The following is a 15,424-nucleotide window of genomic DNA, read 5'->3' on the forward strand; positions in this document are numbered from 1 at the left end:
CGCGGTGCCTGTGAAGCCTGGCGCGCGTCGCGGGCGCTATCCTACGTTAAATTATGTTGTCTACTAAGCTATTTTAGCCATTCGGCGCCCAGAAAGCGGTGTAGATGAGGACCGCGCACGAAATTTCCGGCAAACTCGCGCCGTTGTCCTCCAACCAGGCCATGGATATGACCAAAGCGTTTTCCCTCAATGAGTTTGCTTTCCGCAAGATTCTCCTGCGCAACGTCGCGCTGCCGCTGGGCGTTGGGTTGCTCAGCATGTTGGTGTTCGCCGGATTGCTGGCGTATCTGTTGAATGTCATCGGCTGGGTGGACCATACCGACAGGGTGATCAATAACGCCAATCAGGCTGTCAAGCTGTCGGTGGACATGGAAACCGGCATGCGCGGGTTTTTGCTGACAGGTGACGAGCATTTCCTGGACCCTTATGAGGTGGCCAAACCGCGTATCACTGCCGAACTCGAAGGGCTCAAGGAGCTGGTCGGTGATAACCCGCAGCAGGTGGACAGGCTGAACCGCCTGCAGGGTTTGCAGAATGCCTGGAACGCGTTTGGGGCAGAAATGATTGCCATGCGCCGGCAGAGCCAGGACTACCGCAGTGCCATACAAGCCGGCCAGGGCAAACGCCTTACGGATGAGATCCGCGTCGAATATGAGGCGTTTGTTGCGACTGAACAGCAACTTCGACTTGAGCGCAGCCAGGAGGTCACGCATACCACCTGGACAGCGATTGCCCTCTACCTAAGCTTTGTACTCATACTCAGTGGGCTACTGGCCTACCGGGGCCGCCGTGATCTGATCAACCTGTCCCACCAGTACGGCGAAATTCTCGATGCCCAGAGCCTGAGCGCCGAACGCCTTGAAGCCCAGGCCTGGTTGCGCAATGGGCAGACCGAGCTGGCCGAAGAGGTGCTTGGCCAGCTTACGCTGCAGGCCTTGGGCAGTAATGTGCTGAAATTCTGCTCGCGCTATCTGGGCTCTGTGGTGGGCGCTGTGTATGTACGGGATGAGCAGAGCAATCTTCGCCGGGTCGCTACCTATGGGTTTTCCCGTGAGCAGGAAGGGCGAGACCATGTCATACGGGGAGCTGAGGGGATTGTAGGGCAAACTGCCCAGCAAGGCCGCCTGCATCGCCTGGATGACGTGCCGACGGATTATTTCAAGGTTAGCTCTGCCTTGGGCGAGGGATTGCCGCGCGCTGTGGCTATATTGCCAGCCTTGGACGACGGTCAGGTCAATGCGGTGCTGGAACTAGGCTTTCTTCGCCCCCTCACGGACCGTGATATTGCCTTCCTAGAACAGGTCAGCGGGAATATCGGCACTTCTGTGGAAGCAGCGCGCTACCGCCAACGCCTTCAGGAAGTGCTGGCCGAAACCCAGCAGCTCAACGAGGAACTGCAGGTTCAGCAGGAAGAACTCAAGACCGCCAACGAAGAGCTCGAAGAACAGTCTCGGGTACTTAAAGAGTCCCAGGCCTACCTGGAGACCCAGCAAGCCGAGTTGGAACAGACCAACGAGCAACTGGCCGAGCGTACCGAGGCGCTGGCCAGCCAGCGAGATGCCCTCAAACATGCTCAGGTACAGTTGGAGGAGCGGGCCGACGAGCTTCAGCGTTCCAGCCGCTACAAATCCGAGTTCCTGGCCAATATGTCTCACGAGCTTCGCACGCCGCTCAATAGTTCGCTGATTCTGGCCAAGCTGCTGGCTGAAAACCCTGATGGCAACTTGAGTGCGGACCAGGTGAAATTTGCCGAGTCCATTTATTCGGCGGGTAATGACCTGCTTAATCTGATCAATGACATTTTGGACATTTCCAAGGTCGAGGCTGGCAAGATGGATGTACGCCCGGAGACGACCAGCGTTAATCGGCTGGCCGACAGCCTCAGAGGGCTGTTCCAACCCGTGGCGGCCAACAAGGGCCTGGACTTCCAGGTGGTGGTTGAAGACGATGCGCCGGCGTCCCTGTTCACGGACCGTCAGCGCGTAGAGCAGATTGTCAAGAACCTGCTTTCCAACGCCATCAAGTTCACCGAACAAGGGCAAGTGCGTCTCACCATTGCGCGGGAAGGCGATGACAGTGTCGCGTTCAAGGTACGCGACTCTGGTATCGGCATTGAACCTGGCCAGCAACAGGTCATTTTCGAAGCCTTTCGCCAAGCTGATGGCACTACCAGCAGGCGTTACGGTGGCACGGGCCTGGGGCTCTCCATTTCCCGCGACCTGGCGAAGCTGCTGGGCGGGACCATTAGCGTAACTAGTACGCTGGGCGGGGGAAGCACCTTTACACTGGTACTGCCTGTCCAGTATGAAGCGGGCAGTACGCCGGCTATTGCCGCCCCCAGCATCGCCGCCAACCGGCAGGCCAGCGCGCCTGCATCCGTTGCCCCGGTACGCCTGCCGGCACCCACCCCTCCGCCGCTCAATATTCCTCGTTTTCCGGACGATCGCGAGCTGGAGTCGTCAGCACAGCGCTGCATCCTGGTAATCGAGGATGAGCCCAGCTTTGCGCGCATTCTGTATGACTTGGCCCATGAGCTTAACTACCGATGCCTGGTCGCCCATGGTGCTGACGAAGGCTACATGCTGGCGGAGCAATTCCTGCCCGATGCGGTATTGCTGGACATGCGCCTCCCGGACCATTCAGGCCTTACCGTGCTCCAGCGGCTCAAAGAGCAGGCCACCACCCGGCACATTCCGGTTCACGTGATTTCCGTGGAAGACAGGGTGGAAGCGGCAATGCACATGGGAGCTGTGGGCTATGCCGTGAAGCCGACATCGCGTGAAGAGTTGAAGTCTGTCTTTGCCCGGCTTGAGGCCAAGCTCACACAAAAGCTCAAGCACATTCTGTTGGTAGAAGATGATGATCTTCAGCGCGACAGCATTGCCCGGCTGATCGGCGACGAAGATATCGAAATTACAGCCGTCGGGTACGCACAGGAGGCGCTCGACCTGCTACGTGACAATATCTATGACTGCATGATCATCGACCTCAAGCTTCCTGACATGCTGGGCAACGATTTGCTCAAGCGCATGTCTACGGATGAGATTCGATCATTCCCGCCCGTTATCGTGTACACCGGCCGCAACCTCACGCGTGAAGAGGAGGCCGAGCTGCTCAAGTACTCGCGCTCGATCATTATCAAGGGTGCGCGCTCTCCGGAGCGCCTGCTTGATGAAGTCACCTTGTTCCTGCACAAGGTCGAGTCGCAACTGTCCCACGAGCGGCAGAAGATGCTTAAAACCGCTCGCAGCCGTGACAAGGTATTTGAAGGCCGCAAGATACTGGTGGTAGACGACGACGTGCGAAACATCTTTGCCCTTACTAGCGCACTGGAGCAGAAAGGGGCAGTGGTCGAAATAGGCCGCAACGGCCGTGAAGCCATTGAGCGCCTGAATGCGGTGGCTGAAATCGACCTGATACTGATGGACGTGATGATGCCGGAAATGGACGGTTTCGAAGCCACACGGGAAATCAGGAAGGACCCACGCTGGCGCAAGCTGCCCATTATCGCTGTCACGGCCAAGGCCATGAAAGACGACCAGGATCGCTGCATCAATGCGGGTGCCAACGATTACCTGGCCAAGCCCATTGAGCTTGACCGTTTGTTCTCGCTGATACGGGTGTGGTTGCCTCAATTGGAGCGCATTTAAGTGTGTATGAGCGGTGATGCGTTCAAGGGGGTACTTCGTTGACAAACAACGACCGTACCCTGGATATCGAAATCAAACTGCTGATCGAGGCGATCTACCTCAAATACAGCTACGACTTCCGGGATTATTCGGGGGCGTCGGTCAAACGGCGCCTGCTCCACGCCTTGCGCCAGTTTAAATGCGAGACCGTGTCCCGTTTGCAGGAGCGAATGCTGCATGAGCCTGGCATGTTTTCCGAACTGCTTCAGTACCTCACTATCCCGGTCAGCGAAATGTTCCGAGACCCGGAGCACTTCCTGGCCATTCGCCGTAATGTGGTACCGGTGCTGGAAACCTATCCTTCCCTCAAGCTCTGGATTGCTGGCTGCAGTACAGGGGAGGAAGTGTACTCCCTGGCCATTCTGCTACGTGAGGAAGGCTTGCTGGAGCGTTCGCTGATTTACGCCACAGACATCAACCCTACTTCGTTGGAGCGGGCCAAGCAGGGTATCTATTCCCTTGAGGCCATTCGGGCGTATACCGAAAGCTACCACCGTGCCGGCGGAAAACGTAGCTTCTCGGACTACTATACGGCCGCTTATGATCACGCGATTCTCGACAGCTCGCTTCGTGAGAACGTGACCTTTGCCGATCATAGCCTGGCTACGGACAGCGTTTTTTCCGAAACCCACATGGTATCCTGTCGCAATGTATTGATTTACTTTAATAAAAAACTTCAGGATCGAGCCTTCGGGTTGTTCCACGAGTCTTTGTGCCATAGGGGCTTTCTAATGCTGGGCGCCAAGGAAACCCTTGATTTCACTGCCTATGCCGGCCGGTTCGAAGCGCTTTCGCGGCCCGAAAGAATCTACCGCAAATTGTGAGGGCTGCAAGCGTGAGACAAGCTTGTGAAGCTGTAGTGTTAGGCGCGTCCGCCGGCGGCGTTGAGGCAATGCTGAGTGTATTCGGCTATCTGCCTGCTGCCTTTGGTCTACCGATCGTCGCAGTATTGCACTTGCCCGAGAACCAGCCCAGCCAATTGGCCAGTGTGTTCGAACGCCGCCTGCGCCGACCCGTTCAGGAGGCCCAGGACAAGGCGCCCCTTGAGCCCGGTATGATCTACGTGGCAGGCCCCGGCTATCACCTCTCCATTGAGCAAGACCGAAGTTTTTCGCTAAGCCAGGAGCCACGAGTGCATTTTTCTCGACCTTCGATCGACGTCCTGTTCGAGTCGGCCGCTGATGCCTATGGGGCTGGCCTAGTGGGGGTGCTTATGACAGGCGCAAGCCAGGATGGCGCGAGCGGGCTGTCATGCATCGCGCAGGCGGGCGGGCTCACCGTGGTGCAGGACCCTGCCGAAGCCAGGATTGCAACCATGCCCGAAGCTGCATTAAACCTTTTTCGCCCCGATCATGTGCTTACCTTGGACCGTATTGGAAACCTGTTGGCCGGCCTGGAAGCGGCCGAATGTTGAGCCAGGAGCCCGCCAAGTTGCTGATCGTGGACGATCTCCCTGAAAACCTTGTGGCTCTGGAGGCACTGATCAGTCGGAGCGACCGCCAGGTGTATAAGGCTCTGTGCGCGGATGACGCCCTGCACCTATTGCTGCAGCATGAATTCGCCTTGGCCATTCTGGATGTGCAGATGCCTGGCATGAACGGCTTCGAGTTGGCAGAGTTGATGCGCGGCACTGAAAAAACCAAGCATATTCCGATCGTGTTCGTGTCTGCGGCGGGCAGAGAACTCAATTATGCGTTCAAAGGGTATGAGACGGGCGCGGTCGATTTCCTGCAGAAACCACTTGATACGTTGGCAGTAAAAAGCAAAGTCAGTGTATTCGTGGACCTGTACCGCCAGCGAAAAACCCTCAACGAGCAGTTGGAAGCGTTGGAGCGCAGCAGGCAACAGCAGGAAGTGCTGCTAGGGCAGTTGCAAGCCACCCAGAAAGAACTTGAACACGCAGTTCGCATGCGTGATGACTTCATGTCCGTGGTTTCCCATGAAGTGCGTACGCCGCTCAATGGGCTGATCCTGGAAACCCAGTTGCGCAAGATGCACCTTGCCAAAGGTAACGCTGCGGCATTTTCCCTGGACAAGATGCAGGGCATGGTGGAGCGGGATGAGCGCCAGATCAAAAGCTTGATCCGGTTGATCGAGGACATGCTCGATGTGGCTCGCATACGTACGGGCAAACTGTCTATTCGCCCCCAGGCGTTTAACTTGTGCGAGCTGGTGAGCAGCGTGGTTGACCGCTTCATACCCCAGGCCACTGCCGCTGGCATGACAATCGACTGCCAAACCCCGGCTGACGTACAGGGTCACTGGGACGAATTCAGGATAGAGCAGGTGGTGGCCAACCTGTTGACCAATGCGTTGCGCTACGGCGGCCAAGGCGCGGTGGACGTCTGGGTCGACACCGATGTGGAGTGGGCGCGGGTACACGTACGTGACCACGGTGTGGGAATCAGTGAGCAAGACCAGCGCCGGATTTTCCAGCAGTTCGAGCGTGCGTCAAACCGTCATGCGATCGCGGGTCTAGGGCTGGGGCTGTTCATTTCCGAGCAGATCGTTGCCGCGCATGGTGGCCACATCAGCGTACAAAGCACTCTGGGCCAGGGCGCTGTATTCACCGTCCATTTGCCACGCGCCGGCCAGTCTGCGTAGCAACGCAACCTCTCTTGGGGGCTGAGGTCACATGGGCAGCCCGAGACAATCTTACATAGGCAATGCAATGAGTGGAGATGCGCAAGACGTAGTGCTGATCGTTGAAGACGAGGCGGTGATACGCCAGATCCTTCGCGACTATCTTCAGGGGGAGGGGTATCACGTTCTGGAAGCAGAGAATGGTGTAGAAGCCTTCGACATTCTGGCACGCAAGCCGCACCTGGACCTGATGATCACCGATTACAGGCTGCCAGGCGGAATCTCGGGCGTCGATATTGCCGAGCCTGCAGTAAAGCTACGGCCTGAGCTCAAAGTGATCTTTATCAGTGGGTATCCCAAGGAGATCCGGGACAGCGTACATCCTATCGCTCAGCGTGCGCCCGTACTTGCCAAGCCGTTTGAGCTGGATGACTTACAGGTCGCTATTCGCAAGGAACTGGCATAACGCGCTGCCACGTGCGATGCCTTGCTCGCAGTTAGAGCCCTTGATCAAGCGCCGGATCATCTGGGTTCTGTTGCTCTAGCTCAGCCAGCAGAACCTGAACATTCTGTAACTGGCCTGCTTGTTTCCAGTAGTCAATCAACAGCACCCTGGCTTTGCGATTGGCCGGGTGGCGCCTCACCAACTGGTCCAGCTGAGCCTGTGCCGCTTCTGGCTGATCCAGGCGGTGCAGGCTCAAGGCCAGGTCCAGGCGGTAAGTGGCGTTCTGGGGGGCACGTTCTACGGCTTTGGTAAGCGCGAGCAAGGCGTAGGCAGGCTGGTCATGGCTGAGTAGCCACAGCCCGAGCTCGTGTTGCAGGAACGCATTGTCGGGCTGCTCTCGCAAGGGCTCGGCCAAGGTTTCCCGGGCTTCATCAGGGCTGCCCAAGCGATCAAGCGCTTTGGCTAATATGACCCGTGCCTGCAGGTTGTCAGGTTGCAAGGCTAATATGGCGCGTGCGCAGGCTTGAGCCAGTGCAGGCTTCCCCTGCTGCAGGCGTAGCGTTGCCAGTTGCAGTTGTGCAGTGGGGTCAGCTGTCTGGCTTTCAAGGTCTCTGGCGAAGCCCTCCAGCACTTGGTCAAGCCTATCACCGTAGGCGCCCAATTGCTGAACGCCAAAGGTTAGCAGCTTTATAGCTGCAGCCTGTCGAACGCCTTCGTCTGCATCATCGAGCAAGGGGCCAAGCACTTGCGGCTGTTCGGCAACCGGCATCAAACTTACCACCGCTTGGGCGGCCGCGAGCCGGACCATGGGGCTGGAGGCCTGCAAGCCCGCCCGTGCGAATGCCAGTGCCCGTGGGCTGGGGTAATCTGGCAATACGGCAAAGAGAGCAGCTCGGCCGGAAGGCGTAAGGTCTGCTCGGTCCAGTTGCTGATACAACAGGCGGGCTGCGCCGGGGCCACCTGCGCGTGCCGCATGCAGTGCACTGGCGTAGCCATGCTCGGCAGCTGCAGGTATTGACACCGGTGCAGGTGTAGAGGCATACCAAAATCCTAGCCCACTGACTATGGCAATGCAGGTTGCTATCAAAAGGCGTGTAACGCGGGTCATTCGAACGTCCGCTGCGGCAAGGCCGACAGCTTCGGCTACATCTACCATCGAGTCAAACCCGGAGGTAGGCCTGCCTGTGTTGCCAATGCCTGTTCACTTCAGGGTATTCGTCGCAATTCATCCAAGTGTGCTCCGGCTGGTTTAACCTTCTATCACCCATTGGGCCCAGGCTCCTTGGCTGTGACGGAGGTTGCGATGGACAATACCCAGGCCGATGAGGTCCTTTCAGTGCTGTGCGAGCGCCTTGCAGGCCAGCCCATCGTGTTGCTAACGGGTGCTGGCATCAGCACGGCTTCCGGTATTCCGGATTACAGGGACGCCGAAGGCGTCCGCCGTGGCAATGCGCCAATGATGCACCAAGAGTTTTTGAGTTCGGTTCAAGCGCGTAAGCGTTATTGGGCACGCGCCATGGTGGGGTGGCAGGGCGTTGATGCTGCTCGGCCAAATGCCGCACACGTTGCAGTGTCACGCCTTGAAGCGGCTGGCCATATCGTTGCGGTGGTCACCCAAAATGTGGATGGCCTGCATGACCGGGCAGGGAGTCGCCATGTCATTGAACTTCACGGCAACCTGCACCGTGTGATGTGCCTTGACTGTGGGGCAAGGCTGCCGCGTACCTGCATGCAGGAAGCATTGGAGGCTGCCAACCCTGCGCTTCAAGAGGTACATGCCGTACTGGCCCCAGACGGAGATGCTCACTTGGCCGCGCATTTTCTGGAGCGCTTCACCTTGCCCGGTTGCCCAGCGTGCGGCGGGGACCGGCTTAAGCCGGACGTAGTCCTGTTCGGCGACGGCGTGTGCCCCCGCGTTGCTCAGGCTGCCTGGCAGGCAGCCGAGCAGGCCGCCCTCATGCTGGTGGTGGGGTCATCATTAATGGCCTATTCAAGTTATCGTCTTTGCCTGGAAATGTCCCGGCAAGGCAAGCCTCTGCTGGCGATCAATCTGGGGAGGACCCGGGCCGATGCCTTGCTGGCACTCAAAGTGAGCCAACCCTGCGAAACCGCCTTGCCCTGGATTGCCGATCACCTGGGCGTACTGTGAAGCACTCGCCTGGCTGGCTCGGTATCTGAGGGAATGATGCCTTCTTTCATGCCGAGCAATACAGCCACTTTATGCGCCTCCCCGCGCCGTCCCTTTTTGCGCCCTGACAGCACCTGATAGGTGGTGGCCGCATCCACATTGTGCTCCCGTGCAAACTGTTGAACCGATTTTCCTTGCCGATCCAGCCAGGCTCTGGCTTGTGCGGCAGTCCGTATACCGTGCATAGTTCAAGTCCGTTTTGTTTGATTTAATAGCGTTTTGGTAAGAAACCCAAACGGATGTTACGAAAAGGATTATACATTCAAATGACTTCAATAGGTCCCCGGATCCGGGAGGAGCGTGAGCGTTTGAAACTTACGCAGCGGGCGTTTGGTGAAATCGGCGGGGTTGAGCCCAATGCACAGGGCAAATATGAAAGTGGCGAGCGCTGGCCAAGGGCGGATTACCTTGTGGCAATTGCAGGCCATGAGGTGGACGTACTCTACGTGTTGACTGGCGAGCGCCACGTTAATCGGGGTGGCGGGCTGGCCGATGATGAAGTTCGCCTGCTGTCCGGTTTTCGCACGTTGCCATCCAAGGTCCGTGCAGCAATGGTGGTCATGGTTGATGCAATGGCAGCGATAGCGCCGGGTGCTGGTAGTGAGCGCAAGCGTGGCCGCTAAGGTTGGCAGCGTTGTTTTCGTTTAGGCCTAGGTAGGACGGATGGATCTTTGTTAATGTACCGTTCTGAACGTAAAGCGTAACGAGAGGTGTCTGCTTGATTAGGGTGCTAGTGGTCGATGATCACGATCTGGTACGCACAGGCATTACTCGAATGCTGTCCGATATCGACGGGCTTCAGGTGGTCGGTCAGGCGGAGTCAGGCGAGGAGGCGCTCAAGGCAGCGCGAGACCTGGGGCCGGACGTCGTGCTGATGGACGTGAAAATGCCGGGAATAGGCGGGCTTGAAGCAACGCGCAAAATGTTGCGCAGCCATCCTGATCTGAAAGTGGTGGTGGTAACGGTATGCGAGGAAGATCCGTTCCCTACGCGCCTGCTGCAGGCAGGTGCGGCCGGTTACCTTACCAAGGGCGCAGGCTTGACTGAAATGGTCCAGGCGATCCGTCTGGTATTTGCCGGCCAGCGCTACATAAGCCCACAGATCGCCCAGCAGTTGGCGCTCAAGTCGTTCCAGCCGCAAACCACGTCATCGCCTTTTGATCTGTTGTCCGAGCGCGAGATCCAGATTGCGCTCATGATCGTGGGATGTCAGAAGGTACAGAACATCTCTGACAAGCTATGCCTTTCTCCGAAGACCGTGAATACCTACCGGTACCGCATCTTTGAAAAGCTTTCCATTACCAGCGATGTCGAACTGACATTGCTGGCCGTTCGCCACGGCATGGTCGACGCCAACGCGTAAACATGACTCTACTCTTTGATCCAGCCGCTTTTCTGTCGACCTGTAGCGGGCGCCCTGGCGTCTATCGGATGTTCGATGAGGGCGGCCGCCTGCTGTATGTGGGCAAGGCGCGCAACCTTAAAAAGCGCCTTGCCAGTTACTTCCGCAAAACCGGGCTAGCGCCCAAGACCGCTGCGCTCGTGGGGCATATCGCCCAGGTGGAAACGACGATCACTGCCAATGAAACCGAGGCGCTGCTACTTGAGCAGACTCTGATCAAGGAGTGGCGCCCCCCGTACAACATTCTTCTGCGCGATGACAAGTCCTACCCTTATGTGTACCTCTCCAATGCCGAGTTCCCCAGGCTCAGTATCCATCGCGGTGCAAAGAAGGGAAAAGGCCGGTACTTTGGGCCTTACCCCAGCGCAGGGGCGATTCGGGAAAGCCTGAGCCTGCTGCAGAAAACCTTCCAGGTTCGCCAGTGCGAAGACAGCTACTTTAAAAACCGCACCCGGCCGTGCCTTCAGTACCAGATCAAGCGGTGCAAGGCACCCTGTGTACGGGCCGTGGAGGGCGCTGAATACGCCGAGGATGTACGCCATTCGATCATGTTTCTGGAGGGGCGCAGCCACCAGTTGACCAACGAGTTGTCCGGCAACATGGAGCGTGCAGCGTTGGATCTGGATTTCGAGAAGGCAGCCGAGCTGCGTGATCAGATCGCTGTGCTTCGTCGCGTCCAGGATCAGCAGAGCATGGAGGGGGGGGCAGGTGATGTAGATGTGGTCGCTGCGTTCACCAACCCAGGTGGGGCATGCGTACATTTGATCAGCGTGCGCGGTGGCCGGGTATTAGGCAGCAAGAATTTCTTCCCTCAGGTAGGCATTGAAGAATCGCTGGATGAAGTGATGTCGGCGTTTCTTTCGCAGTACTACCTTGGTAGCTCTGAGCGTGAGTTGCCGGCAGAAATCATTGTCAATACGTTGCCTGAAGACATAGAAGCACTGATCGAGGCCGTGAATAGCTTGCGCGGGCGCGAACTCACGGTAAGCCACCGGGTGAGAGGCACGCGTGCACGCTGGCAGCAGCTGGCCGTTACCAATGCCGACCAGGCTTTGGCAGCCCGGCTGGCGAACCGGCAACATGTCACGGCCCGTTTCGCTGCCCTTGCAGACGTGCTGGGCATGGATGAACCACCGCAACGGCTGGAGTGCTATGACATTAGCCACTCCAGCGGTGAGGCTACTGTGGCCTCTTGCGTAGTGTTCGGCCCTGAAGGCCCTATAAAGTCGGACTATCGGCGCTACAACATAGAGGGCGTGACCGGTGGTGATGATTATGCCGCCATGCATCAGGCGCTCACCCGGCGCTTCAGCAAGATCAAGAGTGGTGAGGGGAAGCTACCGGACGTATTGCTGGTGGACGGCGGGAAGGGCCAGTTGAACATGGCGCGTGAAGTATTGCAGGCCTTGGAAGTGCCCGAGCTTATTTTGATCGGTGTTGCCAAGGGCGTGACCCGCAAGGCCGGGTTCGAGACCCTTTACCTGAACGACATTACAAACGAGTTCACGCTCAAGGCCGACTCGCCCGCATTGCACCTTATCCAGCAGATACGGGATGAGGCGCACCGTTTTGCAATCACGGGCCACCGCGCCCGCCGCGGCAAGGCACGCAGAACCTCTACGCTGGAAGGCATTGATGGCGTAGGGCCTAAGCGCCGGCGCGACCTGCTCAAGCACTTTGGCGGCCTGCAGGAACTCAGTCGGGCCAGCATCGATGAAATTGCCAAAGCACCTGGCATCAGTAAAAAGCTGGCCGAGTTGATTTATGCCAACCTGCACAGCGAGTAGAATGGCGGCTCAACCCGCTGCCAGTCGTGCCAATGAATATTCCTAATCTCTTGACCCTTCTGCGCGTTGCGCTGATTCCGATCTTCATCCTGCTGTTCTACCTCCCTTATAACTGGAGCTACCTGGCAGCCAGTAGCGTGTTTGCCGTGGCCGCCGCTACGGACTGGCTCGATGGGTATCTGGCCCGGCGTCTTGAGCAAAGCACCCCCTTCGGTGCCTTTCTGGACCCTGTGGCCGACAAGCTGATGGTGGCGGTCGCGCTGGTGCTGTTGGTGGAGAACCACGCTACTATCTGGCTTACCCTGCCTGCGGCCGTGATCATAGGCCGCGAAATCGTGGTTTCGGCGCTGCGTGAGTGGATGGCAGAGCTGGGCGCGCGTGCTCATGTGGCAGTGTCCAACCTCGGCAAATGGAAAACGGCTGCACAAATGGTGGCGCTCATCATCCTGCTCGGAAATCCGCCAGCGCTTACCTTCATCGTGCTGGTAGGCTATGCCTTGTTGCTGATCGCCGCGGCGCTTACCCTGTGGTCGATGATCAATTACCTACGTGCAGCGCTCCCTCATCTGAGTACAGATGTTAAGAAATAAAACTTTTTTCGAATCAAAGGCTTGACGGGGGATACGGTTTCGATAGAATGGCGCCCGTCAACACGATGCGGGAATAGCTCAGTTGGTAGAGCACGACCTTGCCAAGGTCGGGGTCGCGAGTTCGAGTCTCGTTTCCCGCTCCAGTTTTAACATCAGGCAGTTTACTGTTGGATGTTTTGAGGCCGAGTAGCAAAGTGGTTATGCTGCGGATTGCAAATCCGCCTACGCCGGTTCGATTCCGACCTCGGCCTCCATTATTGAAGCCCTGCAGACCTTAGGTTTGCGGGGCTTTTCTTATTGTGGCGGATTTTTTCCGGTAAGCCGTTTGGGGCAATCCTGGGGCGCTGGGAATATTTGCACGTCCCAGGGCTGCACTGCAGGCTCAGCAGCATGGCAACCATCGAATAGCGCCCTCACGGCAATTGGCAGCCGAATATCCGCAAAAAGCTACCTGACTCTTCTCAATACAGCCTTCAAGGCTAGAGGTCATGTGAAGGGTGTGATTTCATTCTGCACTCCAACTGTCAATGGAGTGGTAATAGTGGATAAGAAACAGGTTGAAGCAGTCTCTCAGAACGTTGAGGGGGCAATGTGGCAAGCGGCTCACTGGCTGAATAAACCAAACTTTTACCAGGTCCTGACTGATAGCTCCTTGGAGATAGTTACCGACTTCCAGAGTGACTTTTGGCGTGAAACCCATTATGGATTCGTACGTGACAGTGGACATTTCTTAGGGTTTCCCACTACAGGAAACTTTACAGCTCAGGTCAGAATCAATGCCGATTTTCGCGAGCTTTATGATCAAGCGGGCATTATGCTCAGGCTCGATCAGGAGACCTGGCTCAAGGCGGGGGTGGAAATAAGTGATGGAAGGCCAATGATCGGTAGCGTCCTGACCAAAGGTCAGTCGGACTGGGCGCCTGGCTACTTCATTGGAAACCCGAACGATTTTTGGCTTCGCTTAACCATTTGCGATGGTGTGTTACGTTTGCAGTATTCAACAGACGGGGTGACTTGGCCATTGCTCAGGCTTGCTCCCTTTCCCAAGGCCCAAAGCTATCTAGTTGGCCCTATGTGCTGCACACCACAACGGCAGGGTTTGAAAGCAAGATTTTCTGAATGGTCTTTGAGCCAGGCACTTCAGCGAGACCTGCATGACTTGACCTAGCCCCTGTACCGAGCAGTCCATTTCCGCAGAGGGATCGGGCCGTGCGCTTAGCGATAGGGGTTGATAATGGGGTCGACCTACGGGAATTGCTGAATTTGCAATATCGGCTGTTTAGCCGGCTCGAAGCATTCAGTCAAGAAGGGTACAAGGTGTTCTTCTTCAGGCGTGCACAGTTAACCCTCAGGCTCACTTATAGAAGAGCCTGCATCCTATAGCTCAAGAAGGGCGGGAGGCTAGCAAGAGGTGCCGGAAGGAATAATTGCGGATCAAATGGTTTTTTGCGGGCCGAAAACGCATGCCCTAAAGCGTTCCAAGGGGCCATGAAACCCCAGAAATCACGATGGTGCCCGAACCCGGGGTCGAACCGGGACGCCCAAAGGGCGAGGGATTTTAAGTCCCTTGCGTCTACCAATTTCGCCATTCGGGCGGTAGCGCTGTGGTGTAGCGATGCCGATAAACCCTTGAAGCAGAAGCATTATCGGCGTCAGGCCAAGAATATATACACCCTTCTGCTTGCTGGCAAGGGCATGGGCAAAACACGAGGGTTTCCGGCAGGCGCCGGCGGTGTATCCGAAGGTGGGGGGGCGGAAATCCAAATGAACCGTGCAGCTTCCCAGGTAGTCGCAACCCTATTACTCGACCATGGGAGATGCGCAGTGAAACAGTACCCAACCCCACCATTCCCCAAGCAACCTCAGCCTGTTCCAGGCAGCCAGGCCAAGATGGACCCACTGCCCGATTGCGGTGAAGACAGTTACAAAGGCTCCGGACGCCTGGAGGGTAAAGTCGCCCTGATCACCGGTGGTGACAGCGGTATCGGCCGCGCTGTGGCGATCGCCTTCGCCCGCGAAGGCGCCGACCTGGTTATTGGTTACCTGAATGAGCATGAAGACGCACAGGACACGCAGCGTATTGTGGAAGAGGCCGGCCGCAGGTGCGTGTTGGTGCCAGGAGACCTTTCCTTGAAAGATACCTGCACCGGCTTGGTAGACAAGGCCGTGGCCGAGTTCGGCCGTATCGATGTGCTGGTGAACAACGCTGCCTTCCAGATGACCCACGAAAGCCTGGAGGAGATTCCGGACGAGGAGTGGGTTCGCACGTTCGATGTGAACATTACAGCCATGTTCCGTATCTGCAAGGCGGCGGTACCCCACATGAAAGCTGGGGGTTCCATCATCAATACCTCGTCCGTGAACTCCGACAACCCCACGCCTACCTTGCTGGCTTACGCGGCCACCAAAGGCGCCATCTCCAACTTCAGTGCCGGCCTTGCCCAGATGCTGGGGCCGAAGAACATTCGGGTCAACAGCGTTGCACCTGGCCCTATCTGGACACCGCTGATCGTCGCCACGATGCCTGAAGACCAGGTCGCCGAATTCGGCTCGCAGACGCCACTAGGCCGGCCCGGCCAGCCTGTTGAAGTAGCCCCTATCTACGTGATGCTGGCTTCGGATGAATCCAGTTATATTTCCGGTACTCGGTTTGGTGTAACCGGCGGAAAGCCAATTCTCTAGCCGCTGCGCAATTTGCCCTGTCATTGCGCCTGGAGGCTTGCTCACTAGGTGCCGTGGC

At 57.3% G+C, this 15,424-nt stretch carries 14 protein-coding genes and 3 tRNA genes; 14 read left to right on the plus strand and 3 right to left on the minus strand.

Annotation, left to right across the window (positions count from 1 at the left end; genetic code table 11):
* The first annotated feature begins 167 nt into the window (after nucleotides 1-167).
* The 5 genes from ACSAMW_RS01700 (at nucleotide 168) to ACSAMW_RS01720 (ending at nucleotide 6,738) form a co-directional block, all read left to right on the plus strand.
* Nucleotides 168-3,650, plus strand: coding sequence for a response regulator (locus ACSAMW_RS01700; RefSeq protein ID WP_500593937.1), 3,483 nt, complete (start codon nucleotides 168-170; stop codon nucleotides 3,648-3,650).
* A 38-nt stretch (nucleotides 3,651-3,688) separates the two neighbouring features.
* Nucleotides 3,689-4,513, plus strand: a complete 825-nt coding sequence (locus ACSAMW_RS01705; RefSeq protein ID WP_500592374.1) for a CheR family methyltransferase — start codon at nucleotides 3,689-3,691, stop codon at nucleotides 4,511-4,513.
* 68 nt (nucleotides 4,514-4,581) lie between these two features.
* The gene (locus ACSAMW_RS01710; RefSeq protein WP_500592375.1) at nucleotides 4,582-5,103 is read left to right on the plus strand and encodes a chemotaxis protein CheB; all 522 of its coding nucleotides are present in this window, start codon (nucleotides 4,582-4,584) and stop codon (nucleotides 5,101-5,103) included.
* Nucleotides 5,097-6,293: a hybrid sensor histidine kinase/response regulator gene (locus ACSAMW_RS01715; protein ID WP_500592376.1), complete on the plus strand. Its 1,197-nt coding sequence runs from the start codon at nucleotides 5,097-5,099 to the stop codon at nucleotides 6,291-6,293. Before ACSAMW_RS01710 ends, ACSAMW_RS01715 begins: the two co-directional genes overlap by 7 nt.
* Nucleotides 6,294-6,360: 67 nt before the next feature.
* Nucleotides 6,361-6,738, plus strand: a complete 378-nt coding sequence (locus ACSAMW_RS01720) for a response regulator (RefSeq protein WP_500592377.1) — start codon at nucleotides 6,361-6,363, stop codon at nucleotides 6,736-6,738.
* A 31-nt stretch (nucleotides 6,739-6,769) separates the two neighbouring features.
* Here ACSAMW_RS01720 and ACSAMW_RS01725 read toward each other — a convergent pair whose 3' ends face one another.
* Nucleotides 6,770-7,825: a tetratricopeptide repeat protein gene (locus ACSAMW_RS01725; protein WP_500592378.1), complete on the minus strand. Its 1,056-nt coding sequence runs from the start codon at nucleotides 7,823-7,825 to the stop codon at nucleotides 6,770-6,772.
* A gap of 195 nt (nucleotides 7,826-8,020) precedes the next feature.
* Here ACSAMW_RS01725 and ACSAMW_RS01730 point away from each other — a divergent pair, with 195 nt between their 5' ends.
* Nucleotides 8,021-8,866 (plus strand): NAD-dependent protein deacetylase, encoded by an 846-nt coding sequence (locus tag ACSAMW_RS01730; protein ID WP_500592379.1) that lies wholly within the window; start codon nucleotides 8,021-8,023, stop codon nucleotides 8,864-8,866.
* On the opposite strand, the gene ACSAMW_RS01735 is transcribed toward ACSAMW_RS01730, so the two are convergent.
* On the minus strand, nucleotides 8,848-9,090 hold the full coding sequence (locus tag ACSAMW_RS01735; protein WP_168080950.1) for a DNA-binding protein: 243 nt from the start codon (nucleotides 9,088-9,090) through the stop codon (nucleotides 8,848-8,850). The two genes, ACSAMW_RS01730 and ACSAMW_RS01735, sit on opposite strands and share 19 nt — an antisense overlap.
* A gap of 81 nt (nucleotides 9,091-9,171) precedes the next feature.
* Here ACSAMW_RS01735 and ACSAMW_RS01740 point away from each other — a divergent pair, with 81 nt between their 5' ends.
* The 7 genes from ACSAMW_RS01740 (at nucleotide 9,172) to ACSAMW_RS01770 (ending at nucleotide 13,852) form a co-directional block, all read left to right on the plus strand.
* Complete coding sequence (locus tag ACSAMW_RS01740) at nucleotides 9,172-9,528, plus strand: helix-turn-helix domain-containing protein (protein ID WP_500592380.1); 357 nt, start codon at nucleotides 9,172-9,174, stop codon at nucleotides 9,526-9,528.
* A 95-nt stretch (nucleotides 9,529-9,623) separates the two neighbouring features.
* Nucleotides 9,624-10,268, plus strand: a complete 645-nt coding sequence (gacA, locus tag ACSAMW_RS01745; protein ID WP_168080954.1) for a response regulator transcription factor GacA — start codon at nucleotides 9,624-9,626, stop codon at nucleotides 10,266-10,268.
* Between the two features lie 2 nt (nucleotides 10,269-10,270).
* Nucleotides 10,271-12,094, plus strand: coding sequence for an excinuclease ABC subunit UvrC (gene uvrC, locus ACSAMW_RS01750; protein WP_500592381.1), 1,824 nt, complete (start codon nucleotides 10,271-10,273; stop codon nucleotides 12,092-12,094).
* A 32-nt stretch (nucleotides 12,095-12,126) separates the two neighbouring features.
* Entirely contained in the window at nucleotides 12,127-12,684 is a 558-nt protein-coding gene (pgsA, locus tag ACSAMW_RS01755) for a CDP-diacylglycerol--glycerol-3-phosphate 3-phosphatidyltransferase (protein WP_168080958.1), read from the plus strand.
* A 67-nt stretch (nucleotides 12,685-12,751) separates the two neighbouring features.
* Nucleotides 12,752-12,827: transfer RNA gene (locus ACSAMW_RS01760), tRNA-Gly, on the plus strand.
* A 37-nt stretch (nucleotides 12,828-12,864) separates the two neighbouring features.
* Nucleotides 12,865-12,938, plus strand: a tRNA-Cys gene (locus tag ACSAMW_RS01765).
* Nucleotides 12,939-13,273: 335 nt separating this feature from the next.
* Nucleotides 13,274-13,852 carry a DUF1349 domain-containing protein gene (locus ACSAMW_RS01770; RefSeq protein WP_500593938.1) on the plus strand — a complete coding sequence of 193 codons (579 nt, stop codon included), beginning with the start codon at nucleotides 13,274-13,276 and terminating at the stop codon, nucleotides 13,850-13,852.
* 341 nt (nucleotides 13,853-14,193) lie between these two features.
* On the opposite strand, the gene ACSAMW_RS01775 is transcribed toward ACSAMW_RS01770, so the two are convergent.
* Nucleotides 14,194-14,279, minus strand: a tRNA-Leu gene (locus ACSAMW_RS01775).
* A gap of 229 nt (nucleotides 14,280-14,508) precedes the next feature.
* Here ACSAMW_RS01775 and ACSAMW_RS01780 point away from each other — a divergent pair.
* On the plus strand, nucleotides 14,509-15,366 hold the full coding sequence (locus ACSAMW_RS01780; protein ID WP_500592382.1) for an SDR family oxidoreductase: 858 nt from the start codon (nucleotides 14,509-14,511) through the stop codon (nucleotides 15,364-15,366).
* The last annotated feature ends 58 nt before the right edge of the window (nucleotides 15,367-15,424 follow it).

The sequence above is a fragment of the Pseudomonas sp. AB39(2026) genome, from assembly GCF_059831485.1.